Below are 14,278 nucleotides of genomic sequence, written 5' to 3' on the forward strand. Positions count from 1 at the left end.
AGCTTCATTTCAGTTTCTTGAGCGACGCCAGCAGATTCCCCAGGCCGGCCTTGGCCTTCTCATCAAGGACCGGATCGGGTGCGGGCGTCTGCGGTTCTGTCGGCGCTGCGGTCGGGGCTGTTGCCAGGGCTACTGTCTGGGCGGCGCTGCTGCCACCCAGCACGCGATTCATGGCCGCGATCAGCTGGGGCAGGGCAATCGGCTTGGCCACATAATCGTCCATGCCCGACGCGATATAGCGTTCGCGGTCGCCTTCCATGGCGTTGGCGGTCAGCGCGATGATCGGGATGCTGGCGCAGGCCTGAGGCAGGCGACGGATGGTCTGCGTGGCGGTCATGCCGTCCATTTCCGGCATCTGCATATCCATCAGCACCAGATCGTAAGGCACTTTCTGCACCTGCTCGCAGGCCTCGATGCCGTTGATGACGACATCGACCTGGTGGCCGAGCTGGCGCAGCATCAGGCCGATCACCATCTGGTTCACCTGGTTGTCTTCGGCCACCAGGATGCGCAGGGCCGTCTGCGTGGCGGGGCCGTCGGTGCTCATGTCCTGCACTTCGGTGACCACGGCCTGACCTTCGTCCAGCGGCAGGGTGAACCAGAAGGTGCTGCCCTTGCCGTCTTCACTGGTGACGCCGATCTCGCCACCCATCAGTTCGACGAGCTGCTTGGAGATCGCCAGGCCCAGACCGGTGCCGCCGAAGCGCCGCGCGATCGAGCTGTCGGCCTGGCTGAACTTGCCGAACAGGCGGTCGATCTTGTCGGCCTGGATGCCGATGCCGGTATCACTGACCTTGACAGTGAGGTCGTAGCGGCCATCGTCGCGCTTTGCGGTATCGACGATCAGCTTGACGCCACCCTTGTCGGTGAACTTGATCGCGTTGCCGGCCAGGTTGAACAGGATCTGGCGCAGGCGGCCCGGATCGCCCTTCAGGAAGCGCGGCGTATCGAGCGGCACTTCGCTCGACATATGCAGGCCCTTCATCACGGCGCGCGGGTTCATCATGGAGATCGCGCTCTCGACCAGATGCGGCAGGTCGAAGTCGATATTCTCCAGGTCGATGCGGCCGGCTTCCAGCTTGGAGAAATCGAGGATGTCGTTGATAAGGGTCAACAGATGCTCGGCGGATTCGCGCGCCGTGCTGACCAGCTTGTGCTGGTGCTTGGTCATGTCGGTATTCTGCAGCAGGCCGATGGTGCCCAGCACGCCGTTCATGGGCGTACGGATTTCATGGCTCATCATTGCCAGGAATTCCGACTTCGCCCGGCTGCCTTCCTCGGCGCGTTCCTTTTCCTGGGCGAAGCGGTCGGCCAGCTCGCGCATGCGGAAGGACTGCTGCTCGACCTGACGCTTGGCGGCTTCCAGGTCGGCGATGTTGCGGCGCAGTGCCTCCTGCTGTTCCTTCAGCGTGGTGATGTCAGTGCGGATGCCGACCACGCCGCCATCGGAGGTGCGTCGTTCGGTGTTGCGCACCCAGCGGCCATTGGCCAGCCGGGTCTCGGTGCTGCCGCTGCCCTTGCGGAACTGCTCGATGCGCTCCTGCAGCCAGTCGTCGAGGAACTGCTGGTCGAGATCGATGGTGTCGCGCTGGATGCTGGCTTTCAGGATGTCGGAGAAGGTGGCGCCCGGCTTCAGGTGGTCGGTGATTTCCTTGTACAGCTCGCGATACTTGCTGTTGCTCAGCACCAGGCGCTCGTCCTTGTCGTAGAGGACGAAGCCATCGGAGATGCTTTCGATGGCGTCGTAAAGTTGGCGCTCGGCCTGCTTGATCGCCGTGATGTCCGTGCCGATGCCGACGGTGCCGCCGGTGACGGTGCGCTGCTCATGCACCAGCAGCCAGCGGCCGTCTTCCAAGTGGCGCTCGAAGGCCTTGCCCTGCGGATTGCGGTGATGCATGACCCGCTCGGCGATCCAGTCCTCGGTCGACGTGCCGCCCGGCACCTTCATCAGGCCGCGTTGCACAGCGATGCGGATCAGGTCTTCAAACGGCACGCCCGGCTTGATGGCGTCGGCCATGCTGCGGCTGTGATCGACGAAGCGTTCGTTGAACAGCACCAGGCGGTCGTCGGCGTCATACAGCGCGAAGCCGTCGCTGATGGCGTTGATGGCGTCTCGCAGGTTCTGCTCGGCCTGCTTCAGATCCGAGATGTCGTTGAAGACGGTGATGATGCCGCCGTCGCCGGTGCGCCGGCGCTGCATGCGCAGCCAGACGCCGGGGAAGGGTTCGGCGTCGATCGGCTTGCCGGTCGGGTTCTGGAATTCCTTCGAGATGGCGGAGACATAGCCATCGACGTCGAAATCATGATCGAAGTCGATCTGGCGCTGCGCCGTGATGCGCATGATCTCGCTGAAATGGATGCCGGGTTTGACGATGTTAGTGTCATGCCGGGTCATTTCGTAATAGCGCTGGTTGGCCATGACCATGTAGCCGTCACGGTCATAAAGCACGAAGCCCTCGGTCAGCGTCTCGATGGCGTCACGCAGGCGGTTCTCGGCCAGCTTGAGATCGGTGATCTCGCTGGCCACCAGGATGGTGCCGCCATCGACGGTGCGATGACGGACGTTGCGCAGCCAGTGGCCGGGCAGGAATTCGCCGTCGACCGGCTTGCCTGAAGGCTTGTGATAATCGGCGCGGGCGGCAGTGATATAGCCCTGGTGATCGGCATTGGGCCAGGAGCGCGCGCGCCGCGCGGCAGCCACATCCACTACCTCGTCCAGCGTCGCGCCCGGCTGCAGTTCGCTTGGCTCGATATCGAAGACCTCGTAGTAGCGGTGATTGGCCATCACCATGCGGCCATCGGGACCGAACAGGATGAAGCCCTCGGCCAGCGCCTCGATGGCGTCGCGCAGGCGGCTTTCCGCCAGCTTGAGGTCGGTGATGTCGCTCATCACCACGATGGTGCCGCCATCCTCGGTGCGGTGGCGCATGCTGCGGACCCAGACGCCGGGCCGCCCCTCGCGGTCGAATGGCCGACCGGTGGGATTATTGTGCTCCTCCAGCAGTTTCGCGCGATAGGCAGTCTGGTCCTGGCCCGGCCAGGCGACCAGGCGGCGCGCGATGATGATGTCGAGGAGTTCATCATAGGTCATGCCGGCGCCGACGATGTCGGGGTCGTGCTCGCTCAGTTCGTAGAAGCGCCGGTTGGCCAGGACGATGCGACTGTCGGCGTCATAGAGGACGAAGCCGTCGGCCAGCGACTCAATGGCGGTGCGCAGGCGCGCCTCGGCCATCTTGAGGTCGGAAATGTCGGCCACCATGCTGATGACGCCGCCATCGCTGGTCGGGTGGCGCACGGTGCGGACCCAGTAGCCCGGGCGTGGCGAGATGTCGAAGGGCTTGCCGCTGGGCTTGGCGAAATCGGCACGCAGCTCGGCGACATGGGCGGCGGCTTCCATCTCGCGGCCCTGGGCTTTGCCCTGGGCCAGCAGGCTGGCCATGATCTCGCTATTGTGGATGCCGGGCTTGATGATGTTTTCATTATGGCCGGTCAGCTCGTAATAGCGCTTGTTGACCGTGATCAGGCGACCATCGGGACCGAACAGCGCAAAGCCTTCGGCCAGGCTGTCGATGGCGTCGCGCAGCCGCTGCTCGGCCTCTTTAAGCGCAGTGATGTCGGTGATGATGTCGACGGCGCCGCCATCCTGGGTGGGGTTGACGGTGAAGCGCAGCCAGCGGCCGTCTATGGTCTGGCGCTCGAAATGATAGCCCTGACGCTTCTCGCGCAGCATGATGCGTCGGTATTCCAGCCGGCGCGCGCGCTGTTCCTCGGTGGCGCCGCCGAAATCGGCCTCCAGCGCGGTGATCGCATCAATGTAGTGGGGCGACTGCTGCATCACCGGCTCCAGCGTCGGCAGCAGCTCGACGGTGCGGTGGTTGGAGCGGACCAGACGGTCGTTCTGGTCGTAGAGCAAGAAGCCGTCCGACAGGCTGCTGATCGCATCGCTCAGGCTCTGCTCGGCGGAATGACGTCGGTACATCTGCCGCCGCAGCACGATCAGGAAACCCAACCCGGCAATGGCGGCGGCCAGCACCGTCGCGATGGAGAACATTACGTTCTCTTTCCAACTCGACAGCACATTGTCGCGCGCCACGCCGACGCTGATGATCAGCGGATAGCCGACGACATGATTGACCGCCAGATAGCGGACGACGCCGTCGACGCCGCCTTCCGTGGTGATGTCGACGCGCTTCTGCCCCAGATACGGCGGCTTGAAGATCGACAGATTGCGTCCCGATGTGCCGATGCCGGGGCCGTTTTCAGGCACGCGCGCAATGCGGATGCCGGATTCGTGGTACAGCACCAGCGCATTCTCGGCGTCGATGACGGAGTCGCGATAAAAGCTGAGGAAGTATTCCGGCTCGATCGAGACCGCGATCACGCCGCCGAAGCTGCCATCGGGCTTGTTGATGCGCCGGCTGGCGCTGATGCCCCACATGTTGTTGATGCGGCTCTGGCGCGGTTCGTCGATGAACAGGCCGCCATGCGGATGGTCGCGGTGGAACTGGAAATAGGGGCGGTCGGCTCCGTTGAAGCTGCGCGGCTGCATCGAGGCGCTGTCCATGATGGAGTTGCCACTCTCGTCCAGCACGATGAAGGCCCGCACCTGCGGCAGGTCGGCCAGGCGGGCGTTCATGCGCTGGCGTAGCGCCGTCTGGTTGCTGACCTGGCCGGTGCCGGCCATGCCGCTCATGGTTTCGGCGAAATTGATCAGGAAGATGTCGATGGCGCCGATGCTGCGGCCGGCATGTTCCTCCAGCAGGTTGGCCATTGACCGCGCGGTTGCCCGCCCTGCCGTAATCTCGTCATTATATTGCCGGTAGAGTTGCAGCCCGAGCATGCCGGTGAAGAGCAGGACCATGGCGCTGACAAACAGCGCCGGCACACGCATCAGCCCGCCGGTCTGAGTTTGGCCGGTCTGGGTTTGGGCGGTCTGCGGCTGGGCGGCCTGGGATTTGTCTGCAACCTTGTCGATCATGAATACGGATACTCCTCCTCTTGCGGAAGCATACCGAATGCCCGGTTTCAGCCAAGGTAAACATTTGAGAAGGTTGGGGCCTGCCGCGTTATTCACCCTGCTTTTAGGGCTGGGGATGATGGCTGGCGGCGGCACGGCCCGGGCCGAATCGGTCACCGTCCGCAGCGCCGTCCTGCTGCTCAATCCCGACGATCCGGCGCAGGACCGGTTTGGCAGCCTGCAGTATCTGGGCGGGTTGATCCTGGCCTCCGATCGGGATGGCTTCGGCGGCTACTCCGGCATGGTGGTGGATGGCGATGGCGGCGGCCTCTGGGCGGTTGCCGATACCGGGCATTGGCTGCGACTGGATTTCCGGCGCGACGCGGCCGGCCTGCCCACCGAGATCGCGTCCGGCGACATCCAGCCGCTGCGCGATGCCAACGGCGCGCCGGTCACGCGCAAGGTGCTGAGCGATGCCGAAGGATTGCGCCGTGTGCCTGATGGCCGCTGGCTGATGTCATTCGAGCGCGCGCATCGCCTGTGGTTCTACGATGCGCCGGGCGGTGTGGCGACGGGCGCGCTGCAGGTGCCGCCGGCCGTCGCGGCGCAGCCTGACAATGGTGGCATCGAGGCGATCGCGGCCTTTTCAAACGGCGAGCTGCTGCTGTTCAGCGAAGAGATGCCCGCCGTGCTGAATGGGGGCAGCAAGAATGACAGTGCCGTCTGGCTGCTGCGCGACGGCCGCTGGCATGATCTGGCCTGGCCGGCGCGCAACGATTTCAAGCCGACCGATGCGGTGGCGCTTCCCCACAAGGATGGCAAAGGCGGCGATGTGATCGTGCTGGAGCGTTATTTCACGCCCCTGGTCGGCCCCAAGGCCCGGCTGAGCCGCATTGCCGCAGCCGATATCCAGCCTGGCGCAGTGCTGAACGCCACGCTGCTGGCCGAATGGGCGCGGCCGGTTTCGGTCGACAACATGGAGGCGCTGGATGTGCGCCGCGCCGCCGACGGCAGCCTGTGGCTCTATGTGATGTCGGACGACAACCAGAATCTGCTGCAGCGAACGCTGCTGATGGTGTTCAGGCTGATCGAATAGCGGAGAAACGAAAACGCCCGCCAGCATCGCTGCCGGCGGGCGTCTGGAATTCGTAGGTGGAAAGCTTAGGCAGTCCAGCTATTAAGCAGCCTTGGCGGCCAGGGCCTTCTTGATCTTGCGCTTGATGACGCGGGCCGGGCTCGACAGCAGCTCGTCCTTGGTCTTGAGCAGCCAGTTGTCGATGCCGCCGTTATGTTCGACCGAGCGCAGGCCATTCGAGGACACGCGCAGCGTCACATCGCGACCCAGCGCTTCGCTGATCAGCGAAACGACGTGCAGGTTGGGCAGGAAGCGACGCCGGGTCTTGTTGTTGGCGTGGCTGACATTGTTGCCGCTCTGAACGCCCTTGCCGGTGACTTCGCAACGACGAGCCATGGTGAACCTCTAACTTTCCAGTGTTTGTCGCAAATTTGGTGGCCGGTTATAGGGACTGGCCCCCGGCCCGTCAACCGGCAAAACCCCTGCCGGGGCGGACTCTGGCCCAGGTTCGGGCCGGAATGGCTTAACCGGCCGGAAAGGCGGCCAAATCTGCCCGCAAAAGGGCGCGAATCCCGCGTTGACTCCTCCCCGGCGACCCCCTATACAGCGGGACCGATTTTGCAGGGGCCTCCTCGGGCCCCCGCATTTGTATATTATGTTAAGGTTTTTTAGCGGTTTTTCGCTAAAAAACCGGCTGTCAGACGGAGAGCCGCTGTGAAACGGACCTATCAACCCTCCAAGCTGGTGCGCAAGCGCCGCCATGGTTTCCGCGCCCGCATGGCCACCGTTGGTGGCCGCGCGGTCATCGCCTCGCGGCGCGCCCAGGGCCGCAAGAAGCTTTCGGCCTAAGTCAGTCCGCGATGGCGACGGGCGGTGTCGAACGACTCCGCCGCCGCGCGGATTATCTCCGGGTGCAGGCGGCCGAGCGGCGCGTGGCGCTGCCGGGACTGCTGCTGCAGGCCGCACCCGGTGAGAAGGACTGTCGCCGTGTTGGCTTTACCGCCTCTCGCAAAGTCGGCAACGCTGTTGCCCGCAATCGCGCCCGCCGCCGCCTGAAGGCGCTGGTGAGCGAAATCCTCCCCCTTCATGCCATGCCCGGCCATGATTATGTGCTGGTCGCGCGCCGCGACACGCCGGCCCGTGACTTCGCGGCCCTGCGCCGCGATCTCGAAGCCGCGCTGCGCAAGCTGAAGCTCTGGCAGGATGGTCAATCCGCCCAGAATTCCGATCAGATTTCCGGGGGTGCGGCATGACGCCGCTGGCCCGCCTGCTGGCCCTGCCCGTGCAGGCCTACCGCCTCGTACTCTCGCCCTGGATCGGGCATAACTGCCGCTTCCAGCCGACCTGCTCCTGCTATGCCCTCGAGGCACTGGAGAAGCATGGTGCGGGCCGCGGCGGCTATCTCGCCGTGCGGCGGCTGGCGCGTTGCCATCCGCTGGGCGGCAGCGGTTACGATCCAGTGCCACAAAAGTCTGTTACGCCTACCTCGTCATCCGTTCAGCAAGGCTCAGTCTGATGTCCGACCAGAAGAATCTCATCATCGCGATCGTGGTGTCGGTTGCGATCATGCTCGGTTTCCAGTTCTTCGTGGAAGCGCCGAAGCAGGAAAAGCTGCGTCAGCAGCAGGCCGAGACGCAGGCGACCGCACCGCAGGCGCCCGGCGCGCCCACGGCCAGCGGCGGCCTGCCGCAGCTGCCGAGCCTGGCGCAGCAGATGGAGGCGCCTGCCAATCGCGAGAAGGTGCTGTCCGACAGCCCGCGCGTAAAGATCGAAGGCAAGCGCCTCACCGGTTCGCTGAACCTGACCGGCGGCCGCATCGACGATGTGGTGCTGCCTGAATACAAGGAAACCATTCAGCCCGGCAGCCCGGCGATCCATCTGCTGTCGCCGGCCGGCGGCCCGTCGCCCTACTATGCCGAGTTCGGCTGGACTGTTGCTGGCAACAGCGCCGCGCTACCCACTGCGCAGACGCGCTGGACCGCCGACAAGGCCGTGCTGCGCTCGGGCGAGACCGTGACGCTGACCTGGGACAACGGCCAGGGCCTGGTCTTCGCGCGCAAGATCGCGCTGGACGACAACTATCTATTCACCGTGACGCAGACGGTCGAGAACAAGGGCGGGCAGGCGATCACGCTGTTCCCCTATGGTCTGGTCTCGCGTCATGGCACGCCGCATACCGATGGCCTCTACATCCTGCATGAAGGCCCGGTGGGCGTGACGCGCGAGAAGGCCGACGACAAGGGCACGCTGAAGGAGTTCAGCTACAAGGATCTCGCCGACGACAAGGGCCGCGAATTCGACACCATCGGTGGCTGGGTCGGCTTCACCGACAAGTACTGGCAGACCGCGCTGGTGCCGGGACCGGATCAGGCCGTGAAGGCGCGCTTCAGTCATGCCAAGCCGGCGGCCGGCCCTGATCGCTACCAGGCCGATTTCCTCGGCGCGGGCCAGCAGCTCGAGCCGGGCAAGAGCATCACCAGCAGCGCGATGCTGTTTGCCGGCGCCAAGGAAGTGCGCGTGCTGGATCGCTATGAAGAACAGCAGAAGATCGCGCGCTTCGAACTGTCGATCGACTGGGGCTGGTTCCACTTCCTGACCAAGCCGATGTTCTACAGCATCGAGTATCTGAAGGGCGTGCTGGGCAATATCGGCCTCGCCATGCTCGCGGTCACCGTGATCGTCAAGCTGCTGTTCTTCCCGCTCGCCTACAAGTCCTACGTCTCGATGAGCGCGATGAAGAAGCTGCAGCCCGAGATGCAGAAGATGCGCGAGAAATACGGCGAAGACCGCGCCAAGATGCAGCAGGAGCTGATGGCGCTGTACAAGAAGGAAAAGGTCAATCCGGCCGCCGGCTGTCTGCCGATCCTTCTGCAGATTCCGGTCTTCTTCGCGCTGTATAAGGTGCTCTACATCGCCATCGAGATGCGCCATGCGCCCTTCTATGGCTGGATCCAGGATCTTTCCGCGCCCGATCCGACCACCTGGATGAATGCCTTTGGCTTCCTGCCGTGGGATGTGCCGCATCTCGGCCCGCTGCAGATTCTCTCGATCGGCGTCTGGCCGATCATCATGGGCATTTCGATGTTCCTGCAGATGAAGATGAATCCGCAGCCGCCGGATCCGGTGCAGCAGAAAATCTTCGCGCTGATGCCGCTGGTGTTCACCTTCATGCTGGGCAGCTTTGCCGCCGGCCTGGTGATCTACTGGAGCTGGAACAACACGCTGTCGATCCTGCAGCAGTATGTGATCATGAAGCGCATGGGCGTGAAGATCGGCGGTGGTGCCGAAAAGCCCGAGCCCACGCCCAAGCCGAAGAAGTAAGGCGCATGGCCGATCTGCCGGCGCCGGACGAAAGCTTCAGCCCGGCCGCGCTGGAACGCGGCCGGCTGCTGTTTGCCGGTCCCTGCGATTTCTTCGCCGGAGCCATGACCGTGCCGCAGTTGCCTGAGGCGCGCGGACCCGAGATTGCCTTTGCCGGTCGTTCCAATGTCGGCAAGTCCTCGCTGGTCAATGCGCTCTGCGGCCGCAAGGCGCTGGCGCGCACGTCCAATACGCCGGGCCGCACCCAGCAGCTCAATTTCTTCGATCTCGGCCTTGGCACTTTCAGCCTGGTCGACCTGCCGGGCTATGGCTATTCCTCGGTCGGCAAGGCCAAGGCGGCCGCCTGGACCGAAACCACACAGGCTTATCTGCGGGGCCGGCCGGAGCTGAAGCGCGTCTGCCTGCTGGTCGATGGCCGCCATGGTCTCAAGGCCGGCGACGAAGACATCATGAAGCTGCTGGATAAATCGGCGGTGATCTATCAGGTGATCCTGACCAAGGCCGACAAGACCAGCGCCGCGGAGCTGGGCAAGGTGAAGGACGCCGTGGCGGCGGTCCTGAAAAAGCATGTGGCGGCCCACCCCATCATCCGGATGACGTCCAGCCATGATGATATCGGTATCCCCGAGCTGCGGGCCGAGCTTGCGGCCCTGGCCTGACGCCCCGTATAACCGTTTGAACGATAACACGCCGAGAAGCACCATGAAGACGACGACCGGACCGCAGCCGCTGGAAGCGCATCTGCAGCAGACCGCCAAGGTCCTGTCCGAGGCGCTGCCCTATATGCGTCGTTTCGCCGGTCAGACCATGGTCATCAAATACGGCGGCCACGCCATGGGCGACGAGGCCCTGGCGCATCAGTTCGCCCGCGACGTGGTGCTGATCAAGCAGGTCGGCATCAATCCCATCGTGGTGCATGGCGGCGGTCCGCAGATCGGCGCGATGCTGGATCGGCTGAAGATCAAGAGCGAATTCGTCGACGGTCTGCGCGTCACCGATCAGGCGACCGTCGAGATCGTCGAGATGGTGCTGGCCGGCTCGATCAACAAGGCGATCGTCACTGCGATCAGCGCCGCCGGCGGCACCGGCATCGGCCTGAGCGGCAAGGACGGCCGCCTGATCGAGGCGCGCAAACTGCGCCGCAGCGTGCGTGATCCGGGCTCCAACATCGAGAAGCTGCTCGACCTTGGCTTCGTCGGCGAGCCGGTGCGGATCAATCCCGGCATCCTGCAGACCCTGCTCAGCTCCAACGTCATTCCAGTGGTGGCCCCGATCGGCATCGGCGAGAACGGCGAGACCTACAACATCAATGCCGATACCTCAGCCGGCGCGATTGCCTCGGCGGTCGGCGCGACCAAGCTGCTGATGCTGACCGACGTGGCTGGTGTGCTGAACAAGGACAAGAAGCTGATCCCCAGCCTCACGGCCAAGGAGTCGCTGGTCCTGATGGGCGACGGCACCATCTCGGGCGGCATGATTCCCAAGGTGGAAACCTGCCTGGATGCCGTGCGCGGCGGCGTGTCAGCGGCGCATATCTTGGATGGCCGCATCCCGCATGTGCTGCTGCTGGAACTGTTCACGGCGCACGGCGTCGGCACGATGATTGAACGCACGCCTTAAGCGCTGCGTTTTCTGCCTTGAAAAAGCCGCCGGTAAAACTGGCGGCTTTTTTGTTTACCGTGGTGGCGTCCAGGTCTGCAGGAAGCGTTGCACCACCATGGCGGCATTGTCGGATGCCAGTCCCATGAAGGTGGCCATCTCGTTGCCGCCCTGCTCAGCGCCGGCCAGGTCCGACAGGCTGCGGAAGGCGATAAAGGGTGTGCCGTTGGCATAGGCCACCATGGCGACGGCGGCGCTTTCCATATCCAGCACCTGCGCCTTGAAGGTGGCGAAGACATAGCTGCGGAAGGCGGCATTGTCGACGAAAGCCTGACCGGATACGCCGTTGCCGCCGATGATCAGCCGTGGCCGGCGCTCCAGGCAACGAGCGGCGGTGATGCAATGCTTCAGCGTCACATCGCTCATTCTGCCGGCCGCGGCCAGCATGCCGGGGTCGACATCGAACCATGTCTTTTTCTCCGGCGCTGTGCTGCCGGTGCGGCGCACCTCGACCGGGCCGGGGAAGATCATGCCATAATTGGGGGTATCGCGGCTCTGCCAGGGCGGCACAGCCCATTGGCCGTTGCCGAGATCGCGCGCAAAGGTCGCTTCCAGATACTGCGACCATTGCCGCGCCACAACCACGTCGCCGACATGCAGGCCGGGATCGACACCGCCGGCGATGCCGCTGAACACAATGCCGCTGATGTCGAAGCGGTCGAGCGCGATCTGTGTCGACATCGTGGCGTTCACCATGCTGATGCCGCTCAGGAACAGCACGACGTCACGGCCCGCCAGCTGGCCGGTGATGAAGTCGATGCCGTTGACGTTGTGGCTCTGCTGCCCGGTCGTGGTCGCTTTCAGTATCTGCCATTCCGGCGCGAAAGCCGACATCACGGCGATGCGCGGCTTCGGATCGAGGCGCTCGGCCGCCACCAGCGGCGAGGTGATCAGCATCAGCAGGCAGGCAAGCAGCGCATGCATGGCAGACTCCGGGGTTAGCTGAACAGCCAGTTGCGGAAGGCACGGATTGCCGGATCGCGGTCGCGGCTTTTCAGATACAGCAGGTAATAGCCGCCGCGCCGCTCCACGCGATTTCCCGGCAGCGGTTCAACCAGGCGGCCATCGCGCAATTCGCCGGTGACGTAGAAATGCGGGACCAGTGCGAGTCCCAGGCCGTTGACCGCCGCCTCGATCGACATGAAGAAATGTTCGAAGGCAGGCCCTCCGCGCGGTGACGTGGCGCTTTTCAGGCCGGCGGCCGCAAACCACTCCGTCCAGGCTTCGGGTCGGGTCGAATGGGTCAGCAGCGTGTGGCGCTTCACGTCTTCGGGCTTTTTGATCGGCTTGCTTTTCAGCAGCGCCGGGCTGCCGACCAGCACCACGGTTTCAGGAAACAGGAATTCCGCCGTCAGCTCGTCCGGCCATTCACCGCTGCCATACTGGATGCCGACATCGACGGGTTCATGTGCGAAGTCGATAGGACGGTCGGCACTGGTGACATCGACCGAGATATCGGGATACAGCCGCTGGAAGTCGGCCAACCTGGGCATGAACCAACGCATGGCAAAGGTCGGCAGCATGGTGATGGCCAGATGGTTGGCCGGCCGGCCGCTGCGCGCCACCAGCCTGGTCGCGGCCTGCATGCGCTCGAAGGCATCGCTGAGCGGCGGCAGATAGGCGGCGCCGGCCTCGGTCAGCTCCAGCCCGCGCGGTCCGCGGCGGAACAGCGTGACGCCCAGATCGGCTTCCAGCTGTTGTACCAGGCGGCTGACCGCACCCTGCGTGACATGCAGTTCCTCGGCGGCCCGTGTGAAACTCAGGTGACGGCCGGCGACGCTGAAGGCACGCAGCGCGTTCAACGAGGGCAGGCGAGACGGCTCTATATGAGAAAAACTCATGATGGGCCAAGTTTAAATCGGTTGAGAGCGCCGCGCCAGCCGCTAAAATCCCCGCCATAGACCAGCCACCCCGTATGAGGTTTCCCCATGAATGCCCTGACCCCGGTCAAGTCCAAGCACACCACCATCCGCCCGTTCCATCTGGCCTTCCCGGTCAAGGACATCCCGGAAACGCGCAAGTTCTACGGTGAGCTGCTTGGCTGCTCGGAAGGCCGTTCGGCTGAACACTGGGTCGACTTCGATTTCTACGGCCATCAGCTGGTCGCCCATCTGGCGCCGGAAGAATGTGGCGTGAAGGCCTTCAGCTCGGTCGACGACCATCAGGTGCCGGCCAAGCATTTCGGCGTCATCCTCAGCATCCCGGATTGGCAGAAGCTGGCCGACAAGCTGGTCAAGGCCGGCATCAACTTCATCATCGAGCCCTATGTGCGCTTCGAAGGTGAAGCCGGCGAGCAGCACACCATGTTCTTCCTCGATCCCTCGGGCAACGCGCTTGAGTTCAAGGCGTTTGCCAACGACGACATGATCTTCGCGAAGTAACTAGAAGCGGCCGAGCGCTTCGGTCGCGACGCGCTCGCCCCATTCCTGTACGAAATGCCCGGCCTCGCTGAGCTCCAGCGGCGCCGGGCAATTCTTTATCTGCTTGGCCAAGGCGCGCATCACCGGCGGACCAAGCACCGGATCGGTCATGCCGATCGCCATCATGCTGGTGCCGGTCCAGTCCTTGCTCCAGAAATCGCGCGCGCGCCGCGCGCTTTCGGCACCCGGGGCATCCGGACTGTCCGCCACCAGATTGGGAAAGCGCCGCACGCCGGCCTTGTAGGCGGCATCGGGATAGGGCGCATCGTAGGCGGCAGCTTCGGCGTCGCTTAAGTGCGGGCAGCCGCGCTTCATCAGCTTGCCGATCGCCATGTCAGGGTTCTTGTTGTTCCAGGCGCGCCAGTCGAGGAAGCCCTGGGTGAGCGGCTGGTCTCCGGTCGCCAGCGTGGTGTTCATCACCAGCAGGCCGGTGAAGCGCTCGGGCATTTTCTTCGGGATGGTGAGGCCGAGCAGGCCGCCCCAGTCCTGGCAGACCAGCACGATGTTTTGCAGGTTCAATCCGCGGATCAGCGCGATCAGGCTGTCGCGGTGGAAATCGAAGGTATAGGTGCTTTCGTCGCGCGGCTTGTCGGACCTGCCGAAGCCGAAGAGATCGGGCGCCACCACGCGATGGCCGGCGGCGGTGAAGACCGGAATCATCCGACGATAGAGGTAGCTCCAGGTCGGCTGGCCGTGCAGGCAGAGGAAGGTCTTGCCGCCATGCTTGCCCTCGTCGAGGTAATGCATGCGCAGGCCGTTATCGTGGGTGAGGTAGTGGGGCCGAAAGGCGTAGCCGGGCAGGTCTTCAAAACGCTCGTCGGGCGTGCGCAGGGCCTCGATCATGGC

General features: G+C 64.1%; 13 protein-coding genes. 8 read left to right on the forward strand and 5 right to left on the reverse strand.

The window, feature by feature from the left end:
• Positions 1-4 precede the first annotated feature (4 nt).
• Complete coding sequence (locus AC1RRE_RS04790; RefSeq protein ID WP_492979952.1) at positions 5-4,978, reverse strand: PAS-domain containing protein; 4,974 nt, start codon at positions 4,976-4,978, stop codon at positions 5-7.
• Positions 4,979-5,093: 115 nt separating this feature from the next.
• Between AC1RRE_RS04790 and AC1RRE_RS04795 the strand changes: the two genes are divergently transcribed.
• Positions 5,094-6,053, forward strand: a complete 960-nt coding sequence (locus tag AC1RRE_RS04795) for an esterase-like activity of phytase family protein (protein WP_492979953.1) — start codon at positions 5,094-5,096, stop codon at positions 6,051-6,053.
• Positions 6,054-6,134: 81 nt separating this feature from the next.
• On the opposite strand, the gene rpmB is transcribed toward AC1RRE_RS04795, so the two are convergent.
• On the reverse strand, positions 6,135-6,428 hold the full coding sequence (gene rpmB / locus AC1RRE_RS04800; protein WP_492979954.1) for a 50S ribosomal protein L28: 294 nt from the start codon (positions 6,426-6,428) through the stop codon (positions 6,135-6,137).
• A gap of 318 nt (positions 6,429-6,746) precedes the next feature.
• On the opposite strand from rpmB, the gene rpmH reads away from it, so the two are divergent.
• The 6 genes from rpmH to argB are packed head-to-tail and all read left to right on the forward strand — an operon-like array spanning position 6,747 to position 10,973.
• Positions 6,747-6,881, forward strand: a complete 135-nt coding sequence (gene rpmH, locus AC1RRE_RS04805) for a 50S ribosomal protein L34 (RefSeq protein ID WP_492979955.1) — start codon at positions 6,747-6,749, stop codon at positions 6,879-6,881.
• Positions 6,882-6,892: 11 nt separating this feature from the next.
• A complete protein-coding gene (rnpA, locus tag AC1RRE_RS04810) occupies positions 6,893-7,285 on the forward strand; it encodes a ribonuclease P protein component (protein ID WP_492979956.1) in 393 nt (130 codons plus the stop codon).
• The gene (gene yidD / locus AC1RRE_RS04815; RefSeq protein ID WP_492979957.1) at positions 7,282-7,548 is read left to right on the forward strand and encodes a membrane protein insertion efficiency factor YidD; all 267 of its coding nucleotides are present in this window, start codon (positions 7,282-7,284) and stop codon (positions 7,546-7,548) included. Before rnpA ends, yidD begins: the two co-directional genes overlap by 4 nt.
• Positions 7,548-9,353: a membrane protein insertase YidC gene (gene yidC, locus AC1RRE_RS04820; RefSeq protein ID WP_492979958.1), complete on the forward strand. Its 1,806-nt coding sequence runs from the start codon at positions 7,548-7,550 to the stop codon at positions 9,351-9,353. Before yidD ends, yidC begins: the two co-directional genes overlap by 1 nt.
• 5 nt (positions 9,354-9,358) lie before the next feature.
• Positions 9,359-10,012: a ribosome biogenesis GTP-binding protein YihA/YsxC gene (gene yihA, locus AC1RRE_RS04825; protein ID WP_492979959.1), complete on the forward strand. Its 654-nt coding sequence runs from the start codon at positions 9,359-9,361 to the stop codon at positions 10,010-10,012.
• Between the two features lie 43 nt (positions 10,013-10,055).
• Positions 10,056-10,973 carry an acetylglutamate kinase gene (argB, locus tag AC1RRE_RS04830; protein ID WP_492979960.1) on the forward strand — a complete coding sequence of 306 codons (918 nt, stop codon included), beginning with the start codon at positions 10,056-10,058 and terminating at the stop codon, positions 10,971-10,973.
• Between the two features lie 54 nt (positions 10,974-11,027).
• On the opposite strand, the gene AC1RRE_RS04835 is transcribed toward argB, so the two are convergent.
• Together AC1RRE_RS04835 and gcvA are read right to left on the reverse strand one after the other, a co-directional pair.
• A complete protein-coding gene (locus tag AC1RRE_RS04835) occupies positions 11,028-11,936 on the reverse strand; it encodes a 5'-methylthioadenosine/S-adenosylhomocysteine nucleosidase (protein WP_492979961.1) in 909 nt (302 codons plus the stop codon).
• 14 nt (positions 11,937-11,950) lie between these two features.
• Positions 11,951-12,853 (reverse strand): transcriptional regulator GcvA, encoded by a 903-nt coding sequence (gcvA, locus tag AC1RRE_RS04840; RefSeq protein WP_492979962.1) that lies wholly within the window; start codon positions 12,851-12,853, stop codon positions 11,951-11,953.
• Between the two features lie 87 nt (positions 12,854-12,940).
• Here gcvA and AC1RRE_RS04845 point away from each other — a divergent pair, with 87 nt between their 5' ends.
• Positions 12,941-13,393, forward strand: coding sequence for a VOC family protein (locus AC1RRE_RS04845; RefSeq protein ID WP_492979963.1), 453 nt, complete (start codon positions 12,941-12,943; stop codon positions 13,391-13,393).
• On the opposite strand, the gene AC1RRE_RS04850 is transcribed toward AC1RRE_RS04845, so the two are convergent.
• Positions 13,394-14,275, reverse strand: a complete 882-nt coding sequence (locus AC1RRE_RS04850; RefSeq protein WP_492979964.1) for a haloalkane dehalogenase — start codon at positions 14,273-14,275, stop codon at positions 13,394-13,396.
• Between the last annotated feature and the right edge of the window lie 3 nt (positions 14,276-14,278).

It is taken from the genome of Ferrovibrio sp. GW821-FHT12D07 (assembly GCF_058807275.1).

Bases quoted from the DNA above. Each gene is read 5' to 3' on its own strand.
- AC1RRE_RS04790 (WP_492979952.1), bottom strand. From the start codon at position 4,978: ATGATCGACAAGGTTGCAGACAAATCCCAGGCCGCCCAGCCGCAGACC.
- AC1RRE_RS04795 (WP_492979953.1), top strand. From the start codon at position 5,094: ATGATGGCTGGCGGCGGCACGGCCCGGGCCGAATCGGTCACCGTCCGC.
- rpmB (WP_492979954.1), bottom strand. From the start codon at position 6,428: ATGGCTCGTCGTTGCGAAGTCACCGGCAAGGGCGTTCAGAGCGGCAAC.
- rnpA (WP_492979956.1), top strand. From the start codon at position 6,893: ATGGCGACGGGCGGTGTCGAACGACTCCGCCGCCGCGCGGATTATCTC.
- yidD (WP_492979957.1), top strand. From the start codon at position 7,282: ATGACGCCGCTGGCCCGCCTGCTGGCCCTGCCCGTGCAGGCCTACCGC.
- yidC (WP_492979958.1), top strand. From the start codon at position 7,548: ATGTCCGACCAGAAGAATCTCATCATCGCGATCGTGGTGTCGGTTGCG.
- yihA (WP_492979959.1), top strand. From the start codon at position 9,359: ATGGCCGATCTGCCGGCGCCGGACGAAAGCTTCAGCCCGGCCGCGCTG.
- argB (WP_492979960.1), top strand. From the start codon at position 10,056: ATGAAGACGACGACCGGACCGCAGCCGCTGGAAGCGCATCTGCAGCAG.
- AC1RRE_RS04835 (WP_492979961.1), bottom strand. From the start codon at position 11,936: ATGCATGCGCTGCTTGCCTGCCTGCTGATGCTGATCACCTCGCCGCTG.
- gcvA (WP_492979962.1), bottom strand. From the start codon at position 12,853: ATGAGTTTTTCTCATATAGAGCCGTCTCGCCTGCCCTCGTTGAACGCG.
- AC1RRE_RS04845 (WP_492979963.1), top strand. From the start codon at position 12,941: ATGAATGCCCTGACCCCGGTCAAGTCCAAGCACACCACCATCCGCCCG.
- AC1RRE_RS04850 (WP_492979964.1), bottom strand. From the start codon at position 14,275: ATGATCGAGGCCCTGCGCACGCCCGACGAGCGTTTTGAAGACCTGCCC.